Here is a 22,723-nt window from a genome sequence, read left to right on the forward strand (position 1 = left end):
GCGGCGACGCCGGGGGCGGTCCGGCGCGCGGTCACGGCACCGCGTGCCGGCCGAGCAGGGTGACCCGCACCGCGGTACTCGTGAGGATCCACGTGCCGCGCGCGATCCGCGCGCTCGTGTGCGCGGGCCTGCGCAGCCGGGCGCGGACCAGGTCGGCGAACGGGATCGCGGCGGGGGCCGAGCCGCGCAGCGGGGGAATCCGCAGGGAACCGTGGGCGGGGAGATGCGTCATCGTGCTCATGTCCTCGACGCTACGACGCCCGACACGACGGACGCGTCAGCATCCGGGCGCCCGCTGCGCTACCTCTTGTGGGTGACCATCCCCTAGGAGTGGCCCGTCCGGCCGACCCGCTCGGGTCGGGGGCGGGGGCCGGAAATCGGTCATCGGCATGCACCGTGCCGCGTCGTAGGCTGAACGGGTGAATGCCCTCATCGTTGGCTTCGACCTGGACATGACGCTCGTCGATTCGCGCCCCGGCATCGGGGCGGCATGGTCCGTGCTCGCCGCGGAGACCGGTGCGGCGATCGACATCCCGCTGATCGTCTCCCGGCTCGGGCCGCCGCTGGAGATCGAGGTGGCGAACTGGTTTCCGGCGGACGAGGTGAGCGCCGTCGCCGCGCGCTATCGCGAGATCTATCCGCACCACGCCGTGCACGGCACCGACGTGCTGCCCGGTGCGCGCGAGGCGCTGGCCGCGGTGCACCGACACGGCGGTCGCACCATGGTGGTCACCGGCAAGCACGAGCCCAACGCCCGGCTGCACCTGGATCATCTGGACCTGGCCGTGGACCACCTGGTCGGCGATCTGTGGGGCGAGCAGAAGGGCGTGGCGCTGCGCGCGTCGGGTGCGGGGGTGTACGTCGGCGACCACCTCGGCGACCTGATCGGGGCCCGGGCGGCCGGCGCGATCGCGGTCGGGGTGGCCACCGGGCCGATCTCCGCCGAGGAGCTGCGGGCGGCCGGGGCCGACGTGGTGCTTCCGGACCTGACCCGCTTTCCGGCGTGGCTGGACGCGCACGTGGCCGACCTGCGGCTGGGCGCGCTGCGCGAGCGGTTGGCCTCGCTCGGGAGCGTCGCGGTGGCGTTCTCCGGCGGCGCCGACTCGGCGTTCCTGCTCGCGGCGGCGGTACGCACTCTGGGGGCGGCCGACGTGCTCGCGCTGACCACCGACTCGGCCAGTCTGCCCGCCATCGAACGGGACGCCGCGCGGGCCTTCGCCGCCGAGCTGGGGGTGCGGCACGAGCTGGTGCCCAGCGACGAGATGGCCCGGGCGGGCTACCGCGACAACAACGGCGACCGGTGTCGGTTCTGCAAGACGGAGCTGATGGCGGTGCTCGCCCCCGTGGCCCGCGCGGCGGGGATGGCGCACCTGGCCACGGGCACCAACGCGGACGACGCGCGCGCGGGTTTTCGGCCCGGGATCGCCGCGGCGGCCGAGGCCGGCGCGGTCACCCCGCTGCTCGACGCCGGATTGACCAAGGCCCAGATCCGGGCGATCAGCCGGACCTGGGGCCTACCCACCTGGAACAAGCCGGCCGCGGCCTGCCTGTCCAGCCGGGTCGCCTACGGGGTGGCGATCACCCCGGCCCGGCTGGCCCGGGTGGAACGCGCGGAGACCGCGTTGCGGGTGGTGCTGGCCCGGGACGGCATCGCGGTGCGCAATCTGCGGGTGCGCGATCTGGGGCAGTTCGCGCGGATCGAGGTGGACGCCGCGCTGAGCACCGCCGTGGCCGGCCACGAACCGGCCCTGGCCGCGGTCCGCGACGCGGGCTTCGCCCGGGTCGAGGTGGACCCGCTGGGCTACCGCGAGGGCGCGATGAACGAACTGCTGCCCGACCCGGAGTCGTACCGATGAGCCGATGAGCCGACGCCGCCGAGGCTGCTCGGCGTGGGTCAGAGCAGTTTCGGCACCGGACGGCGGCGGCTGCGGATCGACCTGACCAGGCCCGCGGCGGCGATCGCGAAGCCGATCGGCATCAGCGCGCTGAGCAGATACACCGCGGTCGGCAGCGCGTGCGCGCCGATCAGCATGGGGGTGACGGTGGCGAGCGTGGCGACCGTACCGAGGGCGAAGAGCAGCGCGCCGACGCGGACGAGCCGATCGCCGGGGCCTGCGGATGCGTTGGACACCGACCCAGGGTAGATGCCCCGACCCGGGCCGCTCGCGCGCGGGGCGGTATCCCGATGTCCGGCCGAGAAGGCGACCATTAGCCTGGACGAGTGAACGGGGTCACTACGCGTTCCTGCTCGGATTCGATGTGTGCGCCCCACCCAGCCTGGTAAATGCTCGTAAAAGTCCCGACGAAGCCGTCCCGACACGATCGAGGTCTCCCGTGCCCACCGGCAAGGTCAAGTGGTTCGACACCGACAAGGGCTTCGGGTTTTTGTCCCGGGACGACGGAGGCGACGTGTTCGTGCACGCGTCGGCACTGCCGCAGGGCCTGGACACGCTCAAGCCCGGCACCCGGGTCGAGTTCGGGATCGTCGAGGGGCGCCGCGGCGAACAGGCCCTCTCGCTCCGCGTCCTGGACCCGCGCCCCTCCGTCGTCGCCGCGAGCCGCAAGAAGCCCGACGAGATGAGTTCGATCATCCAGGACCTGCTCAAGGTCCTGGAGGGGGTCGACAAGACGCTGGAGCGCGGCCGTTACCCCGACAAACGGGCCACCGCGAAGGTCGCCGAACTGCTGCGCGCCGTCGCCGACGAACTCGATACGTGAGTACGGGCGCCGGGTGGGCCCACGCGGCCCGCCCGGCGATCCCCCGTACGGCCTAGGGGAGTTCGAGGGCGCCGGCCGGGACGGGCGGGACCAGGCCCTCGGCGGCGGCGCGGTCGAGCAGCGCGGACACCGCCGCGTGCCCTTCGGTGCCCAGGTCGCGGGTGAACTCGTTGACGTACAGGCCGATGTGCCGATCGGCGACCGTCGGATCCATCTCCTGGGCGTGTTCCAGGACATAGGCGCGCGACGCGGCGGGGTCGGCCCAGGCATGCTCGACCGAGGCGCGCGCGGCGGCGGCCAGGGCGGAAAGGTCCAGCGAGCGCTTGGCGATGATCGCGCCGAGCGGGATCGGCAGGCCGGTGTCCGACTCCCACCAGTCGCCCATGTCGGCGAGGCAGGTCAGGCCGTACCGCGTGTAGGTGAAGCGCGCCTCGTGGATGACAAGCCCCGCGTCCACCACGCCGTCGCGCACCGCGGGCATGATCTCGTGGAACGGCAACACCCGGATCTCGCCGACCCCGCCGGGCACGTGCCGCGCAGCCCAGAGCCGGAACAGCAGGTACGCGGTGGAGCGTTCGCTCGGCACCGCGACCACCTTGCCCGCCAGCGCCTCGGGGGTGCTCGCGCCCAGGCTCAGCACGAGCGGGCCGCAACCGCGCCCCAGCGCCCCGCCGCAGGGCAGCAGCGCGTACTCGTCCAGCACCCACGGCAGCGCCGCGTAGGACACCTTCAGCAGGTCCAGCTCGCCGCGCTCGGCCAGGCCGTTGGTGATGTCGATGTCGGCGTAGCGCACCTCGACGGGCGGCGCGTCCGGGAGCAGGCCGTGCGTCCAGGCGTGGAAGACGAACGTGTCGTTCGGGCACGGCGAATAGGCCAGCGACAGGGTCACGGCGTCAGGCTCCCTTCGAGCGCGGCGAAGGCCGCGGTGAGTGCGCGCAGCGCGTCCGGGATGCGCCAGGCCGCCCGATCGCGCGGGCCCACGGCGTTGGAGACGGTGCGCAGTTCGAGCATCGGCACCGCGTGGGCCGCGGCGGCGGTGGCCACGCCGAAGCCCTCCATGCCCTCGACCGCGGCGCCCGCGTGGCGGGCGGCCAACTCGGCGGCGCGCTCGGCGGTTCCGGTCACCGTGGAGACGGTGAGCGCGGGGCCGGTGGCGAGCGGGACGCCGGCGGCGCGCAAAATGTCACCCACGTGGGTGACCAGTCGCGGGTCCGCCTCGAACCCGCTCGTCCCGAAGCCCAGTTCCTCGATCGGCACGAACCCGTCGGCGGTCTGTGCCCCCAGGTCGGCCGCCACCACCCGGGTGGCGAGCACGGTCGAGCCGACCGGCGCCACCCCCGGGAAGCCGCCCCCGATACCGGCGTTGACCACCAGGTCGTAGGAGCCACGCGCGAGCGCCGTGGCGGTGCCCGCGGCCGCATGCGCCGGGCCCGCGCCGACCGCGAGCACGTCGGGGCCGGGTATGCGCCACGAACGCGAACCGCCGAGCACGGCGTCGCGCTCGGCGGCCACGGCGGTGATCACCAGGATGGGCAAGGGTTACTTCTTCGCGACCTTGAACGACCAGATTCCCCGGTAGCCCTGCTTGCCGTCCGGCTGCACGACCTGCACCAGCAGCGGCTCGCTCTCCTTCTCCGGCGTGCCGTAGCTCAGCCGAAGGCCCGAGTAGTACGTGGTCTTGATCGGCGACTGGGTCTGCGGCTTGCCGTCGACCAGGAGCACCCAGCCGTCGTCGGCGAGTTCCTTGTCCACGCCGATCGAGAAGCCGCCGCCCTCGGACACCGAGAGCTTGGTGAGGCCGTCGGTCTTGTTCAGGCAACCGTCGACCTTCTTCTCGTCGATCGAGCCGTCGTCCTTGTAGCACTCGGCCTCGGAGTGGACCGACGTCGTCCCGCTGACCATGGTCACGATCGGCGTGGGCTTGTCGAGGTTGCAACCCGTCAGGGCGAGCGCGCCCAGGACGGCGGCACCGGCGAGGGCGGCAGGGCGGCGAGTCTTCATGATCGGAAGATTACCGGGCGGTTCGCAGCCGCATGCCGGGGGACCGCTTGCGGCGCGCCCGGCGCGTCGTCAGTTTGCGGCCCACGATCACCAGCGCCAGGGTCAGCACACCGGCCGCCACGCTCATCCCGAGCGTGCCGTTCAGCGGCAACGCGATGCCCACGCCGCCGCCGACCACCCACGCCACCTGGAGCGCGGTCTCGGTCCGGGCGAACGCGGAGGTGCGCACCGCCTCGGGGATGTCGCGCTGGATCATCGCGTCCAGCGACAACTTGCCCAGCGCCTGGGCGAGACCGGCCACCGCCGCCACCGCGAGCACCGTGACCAGGCTGTACATCACCGCCGCCCACGCCGCGCAGGACGCGGACGCGAGCAACACGGCGGTGATGATCACCTCCGGCGCGCGGGACTTGAGCCACGCGCCGAGCGCGGTGCCGATCGCGTTGCCGACCGCGGCCGCGATCACCACCGCGATGGTGGCCTGGGTGGCGGACAGGTCGGCGACCGGGTGCTTGCGCATCAAGAAGCCCAGGAACATGATCAGGAACCCGGAGAAGCCGCGCAGCGCCGCGTTCGCCCACAACGCCTGGACCACCGACGGGCCCACGCTGCGCAACCGCCGCGAGGTCTTGACCCGGATCGGCTTGCGCCCGGATTCGCGCTCGCCGCTCGCCGCGGCCGGGCCCTCGCCCGACTCCTCGGTCCGGGGCTCGGGCACCGTCTCGGTGCTCGTACCGCCCTTGCCGCCGCGCAATTTGGCCAGCGACACCTTGCGCTCGTGTTCGACGCCGGGGGCCTCGGCGGTGAACGACGCCCGGTCCTCGCCCTCGGCCGAGTCGACCTTCGACGGCAGCGTGAAGGACAGGATCGCGCCGAAGGTGAACACCACGCAGGCGCCGTACAGGATCCCGGGCGTGCCGAACGCGTATTTCAGGCCGCCCGCCACCGGCGCCGCGCCCATCGTGCCGATCAGGCCGAACATGGTGATCCGCGAGTTCGCCTTGACCAGCGAGACCGAGCGCGGCTGGAGCCGGGGCACCACCGCGCTGCGGCTGACCCCGTACACCTTCGAGGACACCAGCACGCCGAACGCCGCCGGGTACAGCTCCAGGCCGCCGTCGTTCACCGAGCCGGCCATCAACCAGCACAGCCCCACCCGGACCAGCATCGCCAGCGCCATCGCGAAGCGGCGACCTCGGCGCATCCGGTCCAGGATCGGCCCGAGCACCGGCGCGAGCAGCGCGAACGGCGCGAGGGTGATCAGCAGGTACATCGCCACCCGGTCGCGCGCCTCGCCGGTGGGCACCGAGAAGAACATCGTGGTGGCCAGCGCCATGGTCACCAGCGCGTCGCCCGCGTTGTTGATCAGGTGCAGCTCGATCAGCTTGGCCAGGCCGCTCTCGCCGGCGCCCTTGGCCCGGGCCGCGCCGCGGAGTTTCCCGAAGCCGCCGGTGAACAGGCCACCGAACCGGCCGAGCGCACGTCGCCCCGGACCTCGGTTCCTGCCGGACGACCCGCGGGTGGAGCCGGGCGCGCGAATGGTGCGCCGTGATGCGGTACTGGTCTTGGAGGCTGCCACGCCGGGATCCTGCCCTTGCTCCCTCGGATGATGCGGTCGCGACACGCCAGGAAGGGCTCGCTCCGCGCGCCCGTTCGGGAATCGGACGTGTTTTGAGGGTATCGGCGGTGGAGACCTTCGACGCGTGAGAGAGAATCACTCTCGTGAGTGCCGCGACCCGTAGTCGAACCCCGGACCGCCTCTGCGCAGAGGCGGTTGATCTTGCCTTCGCCGCTGCCGAGGAAGCCGCAGGTCAGGACTCCGTCGGCGAGCATCTGGGTGTACAGGTGGATGGTGATCGCCTGGTCACCCACCTGTTCGCGTGCCGCGAGTCCGCCTACCACGGCTGGCGCTGGGCGGTGACCGTTGCCCGGGCGCCCCGCGCCAAGCTGGTGACCGTGGACGAAACGGTCCTCGTACCCGGCCCCGAGGCGCTGCTCGCGCCCGCGTGGGTGCCGTGGAACGAGCGCCTTCGTCCCGGCGACCTCGGCGTGGGCGACCTGTTGCCCACCGACGCCGACGACCCCCGTCTCGAATTCGGTTACACCGGAGCGGACGAGACAGAGGAGGAATCGACCGAGCCGATCGGGCTCGGCCCCAAGGCGGTCGCGTACGAGCTGGGGCAGGGGCGCGCGCGCGTACTGTCCCCGGTCGGGCGCGATCTGGCCGCCGACCGCTGGGACGAGCATTTCGGCCGAGCCACGCCGATGGCCCAGGCCGCGCCCGCGCACTGCACGAGCTGCGGCTTCCTGGTCAAGGTCGGCGGGCCGCTCGGGCAGGCGTTCGGCGTGTGCGCCAACGAGTATTCGCCCGCCGACGGCCGGATGGTCTCGCTGGCCTACGGCTGCGGTGGCCACTCGGAGGCCGCGGTGATGCCCGCCGCGACGCCGGCGGCCGAGCTGTCCCTGGACGAGTACCGGATCGAGACCGTGCGGATCCGCCCGGTCGAGAGCGCGGTGGACGAGGACGGCATGGAGCCCGGAGAGGACCAGTTGGGCCACTCCTGATCGACCGCGAGATGCAATTAATCCGAATTACGCTGAATATCCGAAATGTCCGCAGCGTGCGATCGGGTCCGGGTCCTGTCCGGCGGACACGGCCCGGTCCGGTCGAGCGCACGACGAAGCCGCCACCGAATCGGTGGCGGCTTCGATGCGTTCGTGGGATCGACTCGGCTCGCGCGGCCGACTCGGTTCCCGAGGTCGACTCAGCGGGCCGTGCCCCGGTAGGCGACCGGGCCCTCGCCCGGGAACTGCGCGGCGCCCTGGAAGCTCGCGCCGTCGTCGAAAAACGTGATCGATCCGTTGCCCTGCGGGCCGGACCAGGTGACCTGGGTGCCCGTCGCCGGACGTGCCTTGTCCGGCGCGACGGCGTTACGCGTCTGGATGACGATCGCGAGGTCCGCGTCGTCGTGCCAGGGCGCGTTGGGCGCCCCGTACTGGATCTGCGTGCGGTAGGTAGCCACGTTGTCCCCTTCCGTAGCCGACTGGGGTTGCCCCCACGGATGTGTCCACTCCCGTAGCGGCCGGGTCGACCAGAGGACTGTCGTTTGTCGTTTGTAGGGGTTTTGTGTGACTTGATCCACTGCCTGTCCGCATCGTCCCCACGCCGTTTCGCGCGGCTTTCCACGGACCGGGATCGCCGAGCGGCCGCGGCGCCGGAAACGCAATAGGGTTCCGGCCACATCCGCGATCGAGGGACGGCGCACGGCATGGGCATCGACGACCGCTTTGGCACCGCTTCGCTTCGGCGAGCCGTACTGGACGCGTGGGGCGCGTCGCCCGCACGTTTTCGGGAGGACGCGAACGCCGAGGAGGAACTCGCCCTCGGCGGCTATCGCGATCGGCTCGTGGTCGAACTCGCGCAGAACGCCGCCGACGCCGCCGCCCGGGCCGGCGTGGTGGGCCGGCTCCGGCTGACCCTTCGCGACGGGGTCCTGGTCGCGGCCAACACCGGCGACCCGCTGCACGCGCCGGGCGTCGAGGCGCTGTCCACGCTGCGCGCCTCGGCCAAGCGCGACGACGGGCCGGAGGCGGTCGGCCGGTTCGGCGTCGGCTTCGCCGCGGTGCTCGCGGTCACCGACGAGCCGTGTGTGCTCTCCCGGACCGGTGGGGTGCGCTGGTCCCTGCACGAGGCCCGCGACCTGGTCGCGGAACAGGCCCGGGACAACGCCGGACTGGCCGACGAACTGGCCCGGCGCGACGGCGGCGTGCCGGTGCTGCGGCTGCCGATGCCGGCCGAGGGAACCCCGCCGGAGGACTACGACACGTGCGTGGTGCTGCCGCTGCGCGACGGCGCCGCGGTGGACCTGGCCGCCCGGCTGCTCGCCGAGGTCGACGACGCGCTGCTGCTCACCCTGCGCCGGCTCGGCGAGATCGTGATCGAGACACCGGAGGGTGTGCGGACGCTGACCTGTCGGGCCGACGGCGGCGCCCTGGTGGTGACCGACAACGGCGTGCAGACCCGCTGGCGGGTCGCCGAGGACGGCGGCGCGTTGGAGCCCGCGCTGCTCGCCGACCGGCCCACCGAGGAGCGCCGGCGGGCCGCCTGGTCGGTGTTGTGGGCGGTGCCGCTGGACGCCGCCGACCATCCGCGCCGGCCGAGCGTACGACCCGTCGTGCACGCGCCCACGCCCACCGACGAGCCGCTGGGGCTGCCCGCCCTGCTCGTCGCGTCCTTCCCGCTGGACCCGACCCGCCGGCACACCGCGCCCGGCCCGCTGCGCGACTTCCTGATCGAGCGGGCCGCCGAGACCTACGCCGGGCTGCTCGGCACCTGGCCGGTGACCACCACCGCCGTGCTGAGCCTGGTGCCGGGGCCGACCGGCGAGGGGGAGTTGGACGGCCTGCTGCGCCGGGCGGTGCTCGATCGGCTCGCGGAGACCGCGTTTTTGCCGGCCGCGGCGCCGGGCGCCGGGTTCTCGGGCGCCTTCGACACCGCTGCCTCCGCCGACGGGTCCGTCGTGGAGGCGGAACCCGACGATCGCGACGCGCTGTTGCTCGACCGGGGCACCGCGGCGCGCGACCGCGATCTGCTGCGCCCGCGCGACGCGGTGCTGATCGAGACGGCGGGCCCGCGACTGGTCGAGGCGCTGGCGCCGGTGGTGGCCGGATTGCTGCCGGCCGGTCTGGATCGCAGCGCCGCGTTGCGGGTGCTGGGGGTGCGTCGGCTGCCGCTGGCCGAGGTGGTCGACCAACTCGCGGGGATGGAGCGGGAGCCGAGCTGGTGGCGGGATCTGTACGACGCCTTCGACCCCGCGGCCAGGGACGCGCTCGGGGCGTTGCCGGTGCCGCTGGCCGACGGTCGGATCGTGCGCGGGCCGAGGGGGGTCCTGCTGCCCTGCCCGGAGAGTCCGGACCCGGCGGTGCTGGACGTGCTTCGGCTGCGGGTGGCCCACCCCGACGCGACGCATCCGCTCCTGGAGCGGCTCGGCGCGGTCCGGGCCACGCCGCGGGCGGTGCTGGCCGATCCGGCGGTGCGGGCCGCGGTCGGCGAGGGCGAGGAGGGCGACGACATCGCCGACGCGGTCCTGGAGCTGGTCCGGGCCGCCCGGATCGCCGCCGGCGACGAACCGTGGCTGGCCGCGCTGCTGCTGCCGGACGTGGACGGCGACGCGGTGCCGGCGGGCGAGCTGATGTTGCCCGGCAGCCGGATCGCCGCGGTGGTCGAGCCGGACGCGCTCGGCGTCGCGCACCCGGATCTGGTCGAGCGCTGGGGCGAGGACGTGCTGGAGGCGGTCGGCGTGCTCGGCACGTTCGGCCTGGTCCGGGAGGAGGACGTGGTCCTCGACCACGACGGCTGCGACCACGACCTGGACGCCGAGGACGACTGGCTCGACGACGTGCTCGACCACCTGCCCGACCAGGGCGTGCCGCCGGTGCTGGCCGGGTTCGCCGCGGTGCGCGATCTGGACCTGGTCGCGGACGACGCGTGGGACGAGGCCCTGGAGGTGCTGGCCACACCGCCGCTGCGGAACGCGGTGACCGAGCCGGCGCACGTGCTGCTGCCCGACGGCGGCCGGGCCCGGGTGCCGTCGTACACCTCGTGGTGGCTGCGCGGGCACCCGGTGCTGGACGGCCGGCGCCCGGCGGGGCTGCTCGCGCTGGACGGGGACCGGCTGCTGCACGGCCTCTACGACCGGGTCCGGGCGAGCCTGGATCCGGTGTTCCTGACCGCCCTGGGCGTGCGTACGACGCTTCCGGCGCTGCTGGCCGACCCGGACGGCCCGGACGAGCTGCTGGAGCGCCTGGCGGACCCGGACCGGGCGGTGACCCGGGACCAGTTGCGCGCGCTGTACACCGCGTTGGCCGAGGTGACCCCGGAGCGGCTGTCCGCGCCGACCGAGCTGCGCGGGGTCTGCGGCGGCCGGATGACCGTGGCCGACGTCGCGGACGCGCTGGTGGGCGACGCGCCGGACCTGGCGGCGCTGGTCGCGGACGACGCGACGCACGTGGTGCTGCCGGTGCGCCCGGACCGGGCGGAGGCGCTGGCCGACCTGCTGGACGTACCGCTGCTGTCCGAGACCATCCCCGGCAAGGTGCTCTCCGAGGGCACCGTGCACGAGGTCCCGGACGACGTGCTGGTGGCGATGCCCGACGCGCCGAAGGAGTACGTCGAACACGAGGAGCTGATCGTCTCCGGCCCGGACGGCACCGAACTGGAGGCGGACTGGCGCTACATCGACGGCAAGGTGCACGCCACCACGTTCGAGGGCGTCGCCCGCGGCCTGGCCTGGGCCGCCGGCGAATGGCACCGCCGCTTCGAGGTCGAACAACTCCTCACCCACCCGGAAAACGCCGCCCACTTCGCCACGGAACGCGACTTCGACGGCGTCTGACCCCGGGGGGAGGGGCGGCTCCTGGGCGAGCCGCCCCCACCCGGGGCGCGGGTCGTGCGGGCCTACCCGTCGTCGCCCGTGCGGCGGCTGAGCCAACCGGATACGTGCCAGCCCGCCTCCAGGAGGGCGGCGGCGGCGATGGCGATGCCGATCGCGGTGCCGTTGTTGCCCTGGTCCTGGGGGTAGAGGGCGAAGAAGTCGGCGGCGAAGGGGACGTAGAGGGTGAACAGGAAGGCCGCCGCCATCGCCGCGATCAGGGCGATCTTCCACCACGCGTAGGGGCGGGCGACGATGGCCAGGATCCACATCGCGACCAGGAACAGGGTGATCACCGCGGTGGTGCGGTCCTCCTTCAGGTCGGTGCCGCTGTTCAGGTGGGCCAGCCAGTAGGACAGGAATGTCGCCCCCGCGGCCACCACGCCGCCCGGGATCGCGAAGCGCAGGACGCGCGGGACGAAGCCCCGGCGGGCGCGTTCGGCGTTGGGGGCCAGCGCCAGGAAGAAGGCCGGTACACCGATCGTGAGCGAGCCGATCAGGGTGAGATGGCGGGGCAGGAACGGGAAGACCACGCCCGCGACACCGGTCAGCAGCGACAGGAGCAGCGCGTACACGGTCTTGACCAGGAACAGGTTCGCGACCCGCTCGATGTTGCCGATCACCCGTCGCCCCTCGGCCACCACCGAGGGCAGCGTGGCGAAGCGGTTGTCCAGGAGCACGATCTGGGCGACCGCGCGGCTCGCCCCGCTGCCCGAGCCCATCGCCACCCCGATGTCGGCGTCCTTGAGCGCGAGGACGTCGTTCACGCCGTCGCCGGTCATCGCCACCGTGTGCTCGCGGGCCTGGAGGGCGGCGACCATGGCCCGCTTCTGCTGCGGGGTGACCCGGCCGAAGACGGTGTTCTCCTCCAGCGCCTGCCCGAGTTCGGTGCGGTCCTCGGGCAGTCGGCGGGCGTCCACGGCGTGTTCCGCGCCCGCCAGGTCGAGTTTGGCGGCGACCGCGCCGACCGCGAGCGCGTTGTCCCCGGAGATCACCTTGGTCGCCACGCCCTGACCCGCGAAGTAGCGCAGCGTCTCGGCGGCGTCCGGGCGCAGCCGCTGCCGGAGCACCACGAGCGCGGCCGGGTGGGCTCGCGCGCCGGCCTCGTCGGTCAGCGCGTCGGCGGTCGCGAGCAGCAGTACCCGCAACCCCTTCGCGCCCAGTTCGTCCACCTCGGCCGGCACCGGATGCCCTTCGGGCAGCAGTACGTCGGGCGCGCCCAGCAGCCACGTGCCGCGCTCGGCGAAGCTCGCCCCGCTCCACTTGCGGGCCGAGGAGAACGCGGCGACGTCGGTGATCGACCACCCCCGCGGCGCCGGGTAGGCGTCCACGATCGCCTGGAGGCTCGCGTTCGGGCGCGGGTCGGAGGTGCCGAGGGCGCCGAGGGCCTGGCCGATCGGCAGGGTGTCGTCGAGCGTACGGACCTCGGCCACGTCCATGCCGCCCTCGGTGAGCGTGCCGGTCTTGTCCAGGCACACCACGTCCACCCGGGCCAGCCCCTCGATCGCGGGCAACTCCTGGACCAGGCACTGCTTCCGGCCCAGCCGCACCACGCCGACCGCGAACGCGACCGAGGTGAGCAGCATCAGCCCCTCGGGGACCATGGTGACCAGCCCGGCCACCATGCCGCGCAGCGCGTTGGGCAGGCCGTCGTCGGTGCGCAGTTGGCTGATGATCAACAGGATCCCGACCGGGATCATCAGCCAGGTGACGTAGGTGAGGATCCGATTCAGCCCCTGACGCAGTTCCGAGTCGACCAGGGTGAACCGGCCCGCCTCCTCGGCGAGTCGGGCGGCGTACGCGTCGCCGCCGACCTTGGTCGCCCGGTACGCGCCGTTGCCGGCGGCCACGAAGCTGCCGGACATCACCGGGTCGCCGATCCTCTTGTGGACCGGATCGGTCTCGCCGGTCAGCAGCGACTCGTCCAGTTCGAGCGCGTCGGCCTCGACCACCACGCCGTCCACCAGGACCTGTTCGCCCGCGCCGAGCGCGCAGACGTCGTCCAGGACCAGTTCGCGCGCGGACACCTCGACCGTGTGCCCGCCGCGGCGCACCCGCGGTTTGGCCTCGCCGATCACCGCCAGGGTGTCCAGGGTGCGTTTGGCGCGCAGTTCCTGGATGATGCCGATGGCCGTGTTGGCGACGATGACCAGGCCGAACAGGCCGTCCTGGACCGGGCCGACGACCAGGATCACCACGAACAAAGTGCCGATGATGGCGTTGAACCGGGTGAAGACGTTGCCCCGAACGATCGCCGAGGCGCTGCGGCTCGAACGGCCGGGCACGTCGTTGACCCGGCCGGCCGCGACACGTTCGGCAACCTCGGCGTCGGTCAGCCCGGTGATGGTGACGGGGGCATCGATCATGCCCTGACGTTACGTCAGTGAATGTCGGATTTTGTGGCTATTCCAGGCGGGTTGCCGAGTACATTCACCGGAGGCCCGGAACGGGGCCGAGGCCGGCCGACGCACCCTAGTCGTCGCGCGCGCTCTGCAGGCGGCGGCAGTACCAGAGGCCGAACAGGCCCAGGCCCGAGCCGGCCAGCGCGCACCACGGCCACCAGTCGCGGCCGTCGTCGGTGAGCGAGTCGCGCATGAACCAGGCGACCACGAACAGCGCGAACCAGATCACGCTGCCGACGGCGACGAGCTTGATGATGTCGCCTTCGAGCGGGGGCGGGGCGGGCCGCATGCCGGTGTCTGCGGCGGGCGGCTCCCGGTCGGCGGGCGGCGCGGGCTCGTCGGCGGGATCGGCGACACCGGCGGCATCCGCGGCATCGGTGACGGCGGCGAACTCGGCGGTTCCCCCGCCCAGGGCCGGGTCGGTCGCCGGGTCGTAGGCGCTCGCGCCGTACTCGGGCGTCGTGTGGTTCCCGGAGTCGTACGCGTCGGGCTCGAAGGCCGGTACGGCGGCCTGGTAGCCGCCGGAGCCGTAGGCCGCCTCGGGGGCCGTGTAGTCGTTCTGCGGGTAGTCGGCGGCGTAGTTCGCGGCGGCGTACTCGCCGGAGGTGGCGGTGTACTCGCCTGAGGTCGCGGCGTACTCCCCGGAGCCGTAGTCCGCCGAGCCGTAATCCGCAGAGCCATAGTCCGCGGTGCCGTGATCCGGCGCCGGGTAGGGCTCGCTCCCGTGCGCCGCGTACTCACCGCTGCCGGGGGCGCTCGCGTCGAACGTGTCGTCGACCGGATCCGGCGTCGCGGCCGAATCCGTCCGCGCCACGCCCGTGTCGTCCGGATCCGGCGAGGTGCGCCGTCGTTTCCCGCTCCCGTGCCTGCTCACGAAAACAAGGCTACTTGGCGGCCCGCACGGGGCCCGCGCGTGCCCCGACGCACAAGCGGAGAGACCGGTTCCCGTTTCGGCTGTGGTCTCTGGCACCCTTTTGGGGTCTCCCGGCACGCGTCCCCCTCGTGCCGTGCGCGTGTCTTGACCACCCGTTCCCACGCTCCGAGGATGCGCATGCCCCGCCAGGCCCCCGCCGTGACCGTCCCCGAGGTCCCCGCCACGCGGAGGAGCGGCCTCGACCGCTTCTTCAAGATCTCCGAGCGCGGCTCGTCGCCGCTGCGCGAGATACGCGGTGGGCTCGCCACGTTCTTCGCGATGGCCTACATCATCGTGCTGAACCCGATCATCCTCGGCAGTGCGACCGACAAGTTCGGCAACCACCTGTCCCAGCCGCAGCTGGTCACCGCGACGGTGTTGGTCGCCGCCGTGATGACCATCCTGATGGGTCTGATCGGCAACATGCCGCTCGCGCTGGCCGCCGGGCTCGGGATCAACGCGATGGTCGCGTTCCAGATCGCGCCGCAGACGACCTGGGACGAGGCGATGGGCCTGGTCGTACTGGAGGGCGTCGGCCTGCTGATCCTGGCCGCCACCGGGTTGCGCGAGGCGATCATGAACGCCATCCCGCTGGTGCTCAAGCAGGCGATCGGGGTCGGCATCGGCCTGTTCGTCACCCTGGTCGGCCTGGTCAGCGCGGGCATCGTGACGCGCGTGCCGGACAAGGTGAACTCCACCGTCCCGGTCGCGCTCGGCGCGGGCGGCACGCTCAAGGGCTGGCCGGCGGTGATCTTCTGCTTCGGCCTGCTGCTGACGTTCGTGCTGGTGGTACGGAAGGTGCCGGGCGCGATCCTGATCGGGATGGTCGCCTCGACGGTGCTCGCGGTGATCGTGCACAACGCCGCCGGCCTGGACAAGGCGGCCTGGGGGCTGACCGCGCCCGAGGCGAACGGTGTGGTGGATACGCCCGACTTCGGGCTGATCGGCGACGTCGACCTGTTCGGTGCCTTCGGCCGGGTCGGCTTCATCACCGCGTCGTTGTTGATCTTCACCCTGCTGCTGTCCAACTTCTTCGACGGCATGGGCACGATCATCGGGGTCAGCCGCGAGGCCGGGCTGCTCGACGAGCAGGGCAAGGTGCCGGGCCTGGGTCGGATCCTGACCGTCGAGTCGGTCGGCGCGATCGCGGGCGGCGGTGCCTCGGCGTCGTCCAACACGGTCTTCGTGGAATCCACCGCCGGGGTCGGCGAGGGCGCCCGGACCGGACTCGCCAACCTGGTCACCGGCGGCCTGTTCGCGCTCGCGCTGCTGTTCACCCCGCTGGCCAAGCTGGTACCCGCGCAGGCCGCGACGCCGGCGCTCGTGGTGGTCGGCGCGTTGATGATGACCCAGATCAAGCACATCGAGTGGGACGACCTGACGGTCGCCGCCCCGGCGTTCGTGACGATCGCGCTGATGCCGTTCACCTACAGCATCACCACCGGGATCGGCGCCGGCTTCATCCTGTACGTGGTGCTGCGCACGGCGGTCGGCAAGGCCCGGGAGATCCCGCTGCTCCTGTGGATCGTCTCCGCCCTCTTCGTGATCCACTTCGCCATCGACCCGATCGAACAGGCCCTCGGCGTCAAGTAACCGGATGGCCGGGCGGCCACCCCACCCCCCGCCCGGCCACCCACGTAGCGCGGATGGCCCCGGACACCCGCTCCGCGCGGAGCGGGTGTCCGACACCCCGTCCCGCCCGCGCGGCATCCGCCCACCCCGCCCACCACCGCGCGGCCCCTGCCTCGCCCCCGCGCCCGGCCGCGCGCCGCCCGTCCCGCCCGCCGCGCGCCCGCCGCGCGGAATCGCCGCCGGGCACCCACACCGCCCACCCGGCGTCCGTCTCGCCCCGCCCGCCCGCCTCGGGCCTGCGTCGGCCGCGCCCGCTCCGTGCGCTTCGGTTTTGCCCCCTTCGGATGGGTTCGCCCCCGCCGTGCGGCAGGCGTTGCGGGGCGGTGGAATATCCCCGGCGGGGAAAGCATTGGAAGTTAGCGAGAGTAAAGAGTTAAGCTAAAAAACGTGTCCCCGTCCGAACCCGACCGTGCCACGGTGGCAGCCCTCCGTGCCTCGGTGCTGAAACTCTCTCGTCGCCTGCGCAACCAGCGGGCCGACGAGACGCTGAGCCCCACACAGCTCTCGGTGTTGACCGTGCTCGTCGTACGCGGTGCCATGACTCCGGGCGAACTCGCCCGGCAGGAGAAGGTGCAGCCGCCGTCGATGACCCGGGTGATCGCCGGCCTGGAGGAGCGCGGCCTGGTCCGGCGCGAGCCGCACCCCGACGACCGCAGGCAGGTCGTGGTCTCCGCGACCGAGCCCGCCGCCGCCGTGGTGGAGGAGAACCGTCGATTGGGCAACGCCTGGCTGGCGGAACACCTGGCGCGGCTCACGCCGGAGGAGAACGAGGCGTTGCGCGCGGCCCTGCCGGTGCTGGAGAAACTGGCGCAGGCGTAGCAGGCTCGGCGCGCCCCGCGTCGCGGTCGGTTCGGTTCAGGGACGGATGCACATCCGGCCTCGGCCGATCCGTACGACGAAGGGGGAGCCCGTGGCGGCGACAGCCGGCACTTTCCAATCACTACGAAACCGCAACTTCAGACTGTTCGCCGCCGGCCAGACCGTGTCGAACACCGGCACGTGGATGCAGCGCATCGCGCAGGACTGGCTGGTGTTGCAGCTCACCGGCAGTACCACCGCGCTGGGCGTGACCACGGGCCTGCAATTCCTGCCCATGCTGCTGTTCGGCCTGTGGGGCGGGGTGATCGCCGACCGCTACCGCAAGCGTGTGTTGCTGATCGGTACGCAGACCGTGATGGGCCTGCTCGCCGCCGTGATGGCCGTCCTGGTGCTGAGCGGTGCGGTCGAGGTCTGGCACGTATGGCTGCTCGCCTTCGGCCTGGGCCTGGCCACCGCCGTGGACAACCCGGCCCGGCAGTCCTTCGTGATCGAGATGGTCGGGCGCAAGGACCTGGCCAACGCGGTCAGCCTGAACTCGGCCAACTTTCAGCTCGCCCGCATCGTCGGCCCCGCCGTCGGCGGTCTGCTGATCACCGCGATCGGCACCGGCTGGGTGTTCGCGCTCAACGCGGTGTCCTACATCGCGGTCCTGCTCGGCCTGGTGGCCATGCGCGAGGCGGAACTGCGCACGATGCCCGTGGTGCCGCGCGAGAAGGGCCAGTTGCGGGAGGGGTTGCGCTATGTGCGCGGTCGGCCCGATCTGCTGGTGGCGATTGCGCTGGTCGGGTTCATCGGTACCTTCGGCTACAACTTCGCGGTCACTCTCGCGGGGTTCTCCAACAACGTCTTCCACGCCGGGCCCGGTTCGTTCGGGCTGCTCAACACGGTGTTCGCGGTCGGCTCGCTGGCGGGCGCGCTGCTCGCGGCCAAGCGCGGGCACACCCGGCTGCGCGTACTGGTCGCCGCGGCCGTCGTGTTCGGCCTGCTGGAGACGGTCGCCGCGTTCATGCCGGGCTACTGGAGCTTCGCGCTGCTGCTCGTGCCGATCGGGATCGCCGGCCTGACGTTCAACACGGCGGCGAACTCCACCGTGCAGTTGGGCAGTGATCCGGCGATGCGCGGTCGGGTGATGGGCATCTACATGCTCGTCTTCATGGGCGGCACCCCGCTGGGCGGCCCACTGATCGGCTGGCTCGCGGAGAGCTTCGGTCCGCGCGTGGGGTTGTTCGTGGGCGGGCTGATCTCGCTGATCGCCGCGCTTACGGTCGGTGTGCTGCTGGCTCGGCACAGCGGGATCCGGCTGCGGCCGCGTGCGATGGTGCGCGCGATGCGCCCGGCCGGCGCGACCGCGCCGGTCATCGCCGCGGAGAGCGCTGCGCCCACGGCTCCGGCGACTCCAGCCGGCGCCGGCGTCACGGCGACACGGTCGGGGTTCGGTAATCCTGCGGTCAAGATCTGACACAGCGTCAGCACATCTGTGCGATACACCTTTTCTTGACGTGGGATTCACGCTCTGGGGTGACGCAGGCCATCGACACGTCACCCGAACCGCTGGAATCCTTGACGAATGGACTACGTGCGGTTCCAGCACCTGTTCCAGGCGGAGGGCCTCCGCCTGGGCCAGGCGGCCGTCACGGACATGGACGCGCCGGTACCGTCCTGTCCCGGTTGGACGGTCGCCGACGTCGTACGACATTCCGTGCTCATGTACACCGACGCCACCGGGCAACTGCGCTCGGACGGTCGTCCGGAGGGCCGCTCACAACCGGGCGGCCCGAGCGGCAAGGGGGATCTGCTCGACACCTACACCCGGGCGCACGCCGCGCTCGTGGCGGAAATGGCCAGGCGGGACCCGCTCGACCCGGTCGAGGCGGACCTGCCCGAAGCGGCCGTCCCGGAGGTCCTGGAGCGCGACGGGCCCGATCCGGGCACGGCCGGCTTCCTGGCCCGCCGGATGGCGCGCGAGGCGGCGGTACACCGGGCCGACATCGAGATGGCGGTCGGCACCCCGGGACCGCTGGACGCGCAGCAGGCCCTGGACGGCATCGACGAGGTGCTGGGCGTACTGCTCCCGGCGCATTACGACGGGGGCACGCGCGACGGTGCGAGCGGGCGCACCATCGGCGTACACAGCAACCGGCACCACTGGCGGCTGACCATGCGGCGCGGCGGTGTCACCATGTCCCGCGAGCCGGGCTTCGCCGACGCGGCGGTGTCGGGCGAGCCCGCCGAACTGCTGCTCTACCTGTGGGGCCGGCGGCCCGGCACGGTCGTCTCGCGGACCGGCGACCGCACCGTGCTCGCGGCCTTCCGCCGCCGTCTGGCCGCCTCCATGGTCTGACCGTTCGACCCGACGACTCGGAGCGGGTCCGCGGACCCCGCGGCGCGGGCGCCCGACCGGCATTCGACCGGGCGTTCGCGCCGCGTAGGCTCTGAGGCGTGAATCCCCGCACCCGAACCCGCGTCGTCACGGCCACCCTGGCCCTCCTGCTCATCGCCGTGATCATCGGCGCGTTGATGCGGTAGGGCGGGGCTCGAGGGCTTGCGTGCCGCGACTCGGCGACGCCGGTCGGGCTCGCCGCGGACATCTGCGGTCAGTGCGGGTTCCCCGCCGCGCGGGCCGCGTGTACCCGGTCGGCGGCGATCCGTACCAGCGCCGCGTTGCCCGGGACCCGACGGCCGTCCGGGTCGAGCAGGGTGTCCTCCAGCCCGATCCGGGTGTCCAGGCCGGCCGCGATCGCCGCGTCCAGGACCGGCCACGCGGACGCGTCGGCGCCGTGCAGCAGGCGCGGCACCGCGACCTCGTACCGATCCAGGACGGCCAGGATCCGACCCGCCTCGTCCAGGGCGTCCCCCGGTTCGCCGCGCTCGACCTCGACCAGGATCCGCGTGCACACCGCGGCCAACTCCCGCTCGACCAGCAACTCCGCGTCGGCCTCGGTCCACACCCCCGCCTCGACCCCGACCCCCAGGTGCGCCAGCGTGTACGCGAGTTCGACCGAGCCCTCCTCGCAGAGATTGACCGAGGCCAGGTCGGGCAGCACCGTCCAGGAGCGCACCGACGCCAGCCGGGAGGCCGCGTCCGACTCGATCCACGCGCCGGTGCTCACCCCGATCGGCACACCGGGCGCCGCGCCCCGGATCGCCCGGACCACCGAGGTCAGCACGTCCGGCGCCAGACTCTCGCGACCCCGGCGATCACGCGGATGCACATGCACGATGGATGCCCCCGCGGCCACCGCGGCCCGACTGTCCGCGGCGATCTGTGCCGGGGTCAGCGGTAGCGCCGGGTGCTCCTCGGGGCGCCGCGTTCCGTTCAGACAGGCCTTGATCAGTGTCATGGAAGACTCCCGATGCCGACGCCCACGAGCCCCCATCCCATCCCCGATCCACGGCAAACCGCAATGGATTCGGCCGACCTGTCGCAAAATGACCGGAGGAGTCGAACGGGAGCCCGGAGCGGGCCGGCAGGCTGGACCCATGACACGGCGGTACGCGTGAAGCGCGTGAGACGAGGCCGGTTGCGCGTCCTGGGTGCGCTCCCGGCGGCCCTGGCCCTGGTGGTGGCGCTGCCCGCGGCGGCGACGGCCGATTCCGACGTGGCGTTCACCATCAAGGACGAGCGCATCGGCGAATCCAGCGGCCTGGTGGCGAGCGCGCAACATCCCGACGTCTACTGGACGCACAACGACAGCGGGGACTCGCCCAGGATCTACGCGATCGGCAAGGACGGCGCCACCAAGGCCACCATCACGCTGTCCGGGGTGGACGCGCGCGACTGGGAAGCGATCACGATCGGCAAGGACGACGCGGGCAATCCCGCCCTGTTCGTCGGCGACATCGGCGACAACTTCCACGGCAAGTGGCCCGAGGTGTGGATCTATCGCTTCGCCGAACCCGCGACGCTGGCCGACGCGACGGTCAAGCCGACCAGGTACCGGGTGAAGTACGACAACGGGCCGCGCGACGCCGAGGCGATGCTGATCGACCCGAGGACGAACAAGCTCTACATCGCGAGCAAGGAGTCCGACGGCGGGCTCTACGAGCAGCCGGAGCAGTTGTCCACCACCGGGATCAATACGTTCCGGCGAATAGCCGCCGGCGACTCGACGGTGACCGACGGCGCGTTCGCGCCCGACGGGTCGCGGTTCGTGCTGCGCGGCTACTTCTCCGCCACCGTGTTCTCCGCGCCGGGCAAGCAGGTGGGCCCGGTCAGCGTGCCGCTCCAGCGCCAGGGCGAGTCGGTGGCGTGGAGTGCGGACGGCCGAACCCTGCTGTTCGGCAGCGAGGGCAAGGGCAGCCAGGTGCGCCGGGTCGAGCTCAAGGGCGACAACCGACCGGACTCGGTACGCAACGCGCCGGGCGGCGGGGCGAAGTCGGACGCGAAGTCGGACTCGGCGGGCAGTACGGCCGGCAGTGACAAGAGCGACGGCGATTCCGCCGCCGACAAGACCAAGGCGTACGGGCCGGGGCTCCTGGCGGTGGCGGGTCTGGTGGTGCTGTTCTTCGCGTATCGCCGACTAGGTGGGCGGCGGAACCGGGACTGAGTGCCGAACGGCCGCCGCCTCGGACCCCCGTCGGGGATCCGAGGCGGCGGCCGTTCACGCGTTGTCGGCGTGGACCGGAGCTGCTCGATCCGGGTCGGAGCCGCCCGGTCCGAGTCAGAGCCGCCCGGTGCGGGTCAGAGCTGCTCGATCACGAAGTCGATGCACGCGGTCAGCGCCTCGACGTCGGCCGGCTCGACCGCCGGGAACATCGCCACGCGCAGCTGGTTGCGGCCCAGCTTGCGGTAGGGCTCGGTGTCCACAATGCCGTTGGCGCGCAGCACCTTGGCCACCGCGGCGGCGTCGACCGCGTCGGTGAAGTCGATCGTGCCGACGACCTGCGAGCGGGCCGCGGGGTCGGCCACGAACGGGCTCGCGTACGCGGACTTCTCGGCCCACGCGTACAGCCGGCCCGACGAGTCGGCGGTGCGTGCGACGGCCCAGTCCAGACCGCCCTGCCCGTTGATCCAGTCGAGCTGGTCGGCGAGCAGGAACAGGGTGCTCAGCGCCGGCGTGTTGTAGGTCTGGTCCTTGACCGAGTTGTCGATCGCGGTGGCCAGGTCGAAGAACGGCGGGATATAGCGGTCGGAGCCGGCGATCCGGCCGGCCCGCTCCAGCGCGGCCGGCGAGAACGCGGCCAGCCACAGACCGCCGTCGGCGGCGAAGTTCTTCTGCGGCGCGAAGTAGTACACATCGGTCTCGGCCGCGTCCACCGGCAGCCCGCCCGCGGCCGACGTCGCGTCGACCAGGACCAGCGAACCCGCGTCGGCGCCCGCCGGCCGGGCGATCGGCATGGCGACACCGGTCGAGGTCTCGTTGTGGGTCAGGGCGTATACGTCGACGCCCGCCTCGGCCCGCGGCAGCGGGTGGGTGCCCGGCTCGGACTTGATCACGGTGGGCTCGTCCAGCCACGGCGCGGCCTTGACCGATCCGGCGAACTTCGAGGAGAACTCGCCGAAGGACAGGTGCTGGGACTTGCGGTCGACGAGGCCGAACGCGGCGATGTCCCAGAAGGCGGTGGCACCGCCGTTGCCCAGGATCACCTCGTAGCCCTCGGGGAGGGAGAACAGGCTGCCGACACCTTCGCGGACCCGGCGGACCAGGTTCTTCACCGGCGCCTGCCGGTGGGAGGTGCCCAGGAGGGAGGTACCGGTCGCCGCGAGGGCGGCGAGCGCCTCCGGACGTACCTTGGACGGGCCCGAACCGAACCGGCCGTCGGCGGGCATGAGCGCTGCGGGAATCTGGATCTCGGCCACGCCAAGA

20 protein-coding genes are annotated in these 22,723 nt (G+C 72.6%); 9 read left to right on the plus strand and 11 right to left on the minus strand.

What is annotated here, in order from left to right:
• Positions 1-31 precede the first annotated feature (31 nt).
• On the minus strand, positions 32-241 hold the full coding sequence (locus ACWGR4_RS11870; protein ID WP_452132286.1) for a hypothetical protein: 210 nt from the start codon (positions 239-241) through the stop codon (positions 32-34).
• Positions 242-431: 190 nt separating this feature from the next.
• On the opposite strand from ACWGR4_RS11870, the gene larE reads away from it, so the two are divergent.
• Positions 432-1,856 (plus strand): ATP-dependent sacrificial sulfur transferase LarE, encoded by a 1,425-nt coding sequence (larE, locus tag ACWGR4_RS11875; protein ID WP_452132292.1) that lies wholly within the window; start codon positions 432-434, stop codon positions 1,854-1,856.
• A 38-nt stretch (positions 1,857-1,894) separates the two neighbouring features.
• Here the strand turns inward: larE and ACWGR4_RS11880 are convergent, their stop codons facing one another.
• Entirely contained in the window at positions 1,895-2,131 is a 237-nt protein-coding gene (locus ACWGR4_RS11880; protein ID WP_078976717.1) for a hypothetical protein, read from the minus strand.
• A gap of 203 nt (positions 2,132-2,334) precedes the next feature.
• Here ACWGR4_RS11880 and ACWGR4_RS11885 point away from each other — a divergent pair, with 203 nt between their 5' ends.
• Positions 2,335-2,718: a cold-shock protein gene (locus ACWGR4_RS11885; RefSeq protein ID WP_078976718.1), complete on the plus strand. Its 384-nt coding sequence runs from the start codon at positions 2,335-2,337 to the stop codon at positions 2,716-2,718.
• Between the two features lie 52 nt (positions 2,719-2,770).
• On the opposite strand, the gene ACWGR4_RS11890 is transcribed toward ACWGR4_RS11885, so the two are convergent.
• Genes ACWGR4_RS11890 through ACWGR4_RS11905 form a run of 4 tightly spaced genes read right to left on the minus strand, consistent with a single transcriptional unit; the run spans position 2,771 to position 6,298 of the window.
• Positions 2,771-3,607 carry a 1,4-dihydroxy-6-naphthoate synthase gene (locus ACWGR4_RS11890; protein ID WP_379999368.1) on the minus strand — a complete coding sequence of 279 codons (837 nt, stop codon included), beginning with the start codon at positions 3,605-3,607 and terminating at the stop codon, positions 2,771-2,773.
• Positions 3,604-4,254 carry a futalosine hydrolase gene (locus tag ACWGR4_RS11895; RefSeq protein ID WP_452132287.1) on the minus strand — a complete coding sequence of 217 codons (651 nt, stop codon included), beginning with the start codon at positions 4,252-4,254 and terminating at the stop codon, positions 3,604-3,606. Before ACWGR4_RS11895 ends, ACWGR4_RS11890 begins: the two co-directional genes overlap by 4 nt.
• A 3-nt stretch (positions 4,255-4,257) precedes the next feature.
• The gene (locus ACWGR4_RS11900) at positions 4,258-4,719 is read right to left on the minus strand and encodes a DUF2771 domain-containing protein (protein WP_379999373.1); all 462 of its coding nucleotides are present in this window, start codon (positions 4,717-4,719) and stop codon (positions 4,258-4,260) included.
• Between the two features lie 10 nt (positions 4,720-4,729).
• Entirely contained in the window at positions 4,730-6,298 is a 1,569-nt protein-coding gene (locus ACWGR4_RS11905) for an MFS transporter (RefSeq protein WP_379999375.1), read from the minus strand.
• A gap of 134 nt (positions 6,299-6,432) precedes the next feature.
• Here ACWGR4_RS11905 and ACWGR4_RS11910 point away from each other — a divergent pair, with 134 nt between their 5' ends.
• Complete coding sequence (locus ACWGR4_RS11910) at positions 6,433-7,284, plus strand: DUF3027 domain-containing protein (RefSeq protein ID WP_380000006.1); 852 nt, start codon at positions 6,433-6,435, stop codon at positions 7,282-7,284.
• A 200-nt stretch (positions 7,285-7,484) separates the two neighbouring features.
• On the opposite strand, the gene ACWGR4_RS11915 is transcribed toward ACWGR4_RS11910, so the two are convergent.
• Positions 7,485-7,742 (minus strand): hypothetical protein, encoded by a 258-nt coding sequence (locus tag ACWGR4_RS11915; protein WP_452132288.1) that lies wholly within the window; start codon positions 7,740-7,742, stop codon positions 7,485-7,487.
• 246 nt (positions 7,743-7,988) lie between these two features.
• Between ACWGR4_RS11915 and ACWGR4_RS11920 the strand changes: the two genes are divergently transcribed.
• Complete coding sequence (locus ACWGR4_RS11920; RefSeq protein WP_452132289.1) at positions 7,989-11,114, plus strand: sacsin N-terminal ATP-binding-like domain-containing protein; 3,126 nt, start codon at positions 7,989-7,991, stop codon at positions 11,112-11,114.
• 62 nt (positions 11,115-11,176) lie between these two features.
• Here ACWGR4_RS11920 and ACWGR4_RS11925 read toward each other — a convergent pair whose 3' ends face one another.
• Complete coding sequence (locus tag ACWGR4_RS11925; protein ID WP_452132290.1) at positions 11,177-13,516, minus strand: HAD-IC family P-type ATPase; 2,340 nt, start codon at positions 13,514-13,516, stop codon at positions 11,177-11,179.
• Positions 13,517-13,622: 106 nt separating this feature from the next.
• A complete protein-coding gene (locus tag ACWGR4_RS11930; protein ID WP_452132291.1) occupies positions 13,623-14,426 on the minus strand; it encodes a hypothetical protein in 804 nt (267 codons plus the stop codon).
• A gap of 177 nt (positions 14,427-14,603) precedes the next feature.
• On the opposite strand from ACWGR4_RS11930, the gene ACWGR4_RS11935 reads away from it, so the two are divergent.
• The 4 genes from ACWGR4_RS11935 to ACWGR4_RS11950 all read left to right on the plus strand — a co-directional run bounded on the left by ACWGR4_RS11935 (position 14,604) and on the right by ACWGR4_RS11950 (position 19,257).
• On the plus strand, positions 14,604-16,058 hold the full coding sequence (locus tag ACWGR4_RS11935) for an NCS2 family permease (protein ID WP_379999385.1): 1,455 nt from the start codon (positions 14,604-14,606) through the stop codon (positions 16,056-16,058).
• Positions 16,059-16,514: 456 nt separating this feature from the next.
• Positions 16,515-16,916: a MarR family winged helix-turn-helix transcriptional regulator gene (locus tag ACWGR4_RS11940; protein ID WP_235618661.1), complete on the plus strand. Its 402-nt coding sequence runs from the start codon at positions 16,515-16,517 to the stop codon at positions 16,914-16,916.
• Between the two features lie 46 nt (positions 16,917-16,962).
• Positions 16,963-18,375 (plus strand): MFS transporter, encoded by a 1,413-nt coding sequence (locus ACWGR4_RS11945; RefSeq protein ID WP_379999387.1) that lies wholly within the window; start codon positions 16,963-16,965, stop codon positions 18,373-18,375.
• Positions 18,376-18,483: 108 nt separating this feature from the next.
• A complete protein-coding gene (locus tag ACWGR4_RS11950) occupies positions 18,484-19,257 on the plus strand; it encodes a maleylpyruvate isomerase family mycothiol-dependent enzyme (protein WP_379999389.1) in 774 nt (257 codons plus the stop codon).
• A gap of 253 nt (positions 19,258-19,510) precedes the next feature.
• Here the strand turns inward: ACWGR4_RS11950 and ACWGR4_RS11955 are convergent, their stop codons facing one another.
• The gene (locus tag ACWGR4_RS11955) at positions 19,511-20,257 is read right to left on the minus strand and encodes a 3-keto-5-aminohexanoate cleavage protein (protein WP_379999391.1); all 747 of its coding nucleotides are present in this window, start codon (positions 20,255-20,257) and stop codon (positions 19,511-19,513) included.
• A 156-nt stretch (positions 20,258-20,413) separates the two neighbouring features.
• Between ACWGR4_RS11955 and ACWGR4_RS11960 the strand changes: the two genes are divergently transcribed.
• Positions 20,414-21,463, plus strand: coding sequence for a hypothetical protein (locus ACWGR4_RS11960; protein WP_379999393.1), 1,050 nt, complete (start codon positions 20,414-20,416; stop codon positions 21,461-21,463).
• A gap of 134 nt (positions 21,464-21,597) precedes the next feature.
• Here ACWGR4_RS11960 and serC read toward each other — a convergent pair whose 3' ends face one another.
• Positions 21,598-22,716 (minus strand): phosphoserine transaminase, encoded by a 1,119-nt coding sequence (gene serC / locus ACWGR4_RS11965; RefSeq protein ID WP_452133167.1) that lies wholly within the window; start codon positions 22,714-22,716, stop codon positions 21,598-21,600.
• Between the last annotated feature and the right edge of the window lie 7 nt (positions 22,717-22,723).

Source organism: Embleya sp. NPDC055664 (genome assembly GCF_053618075.1).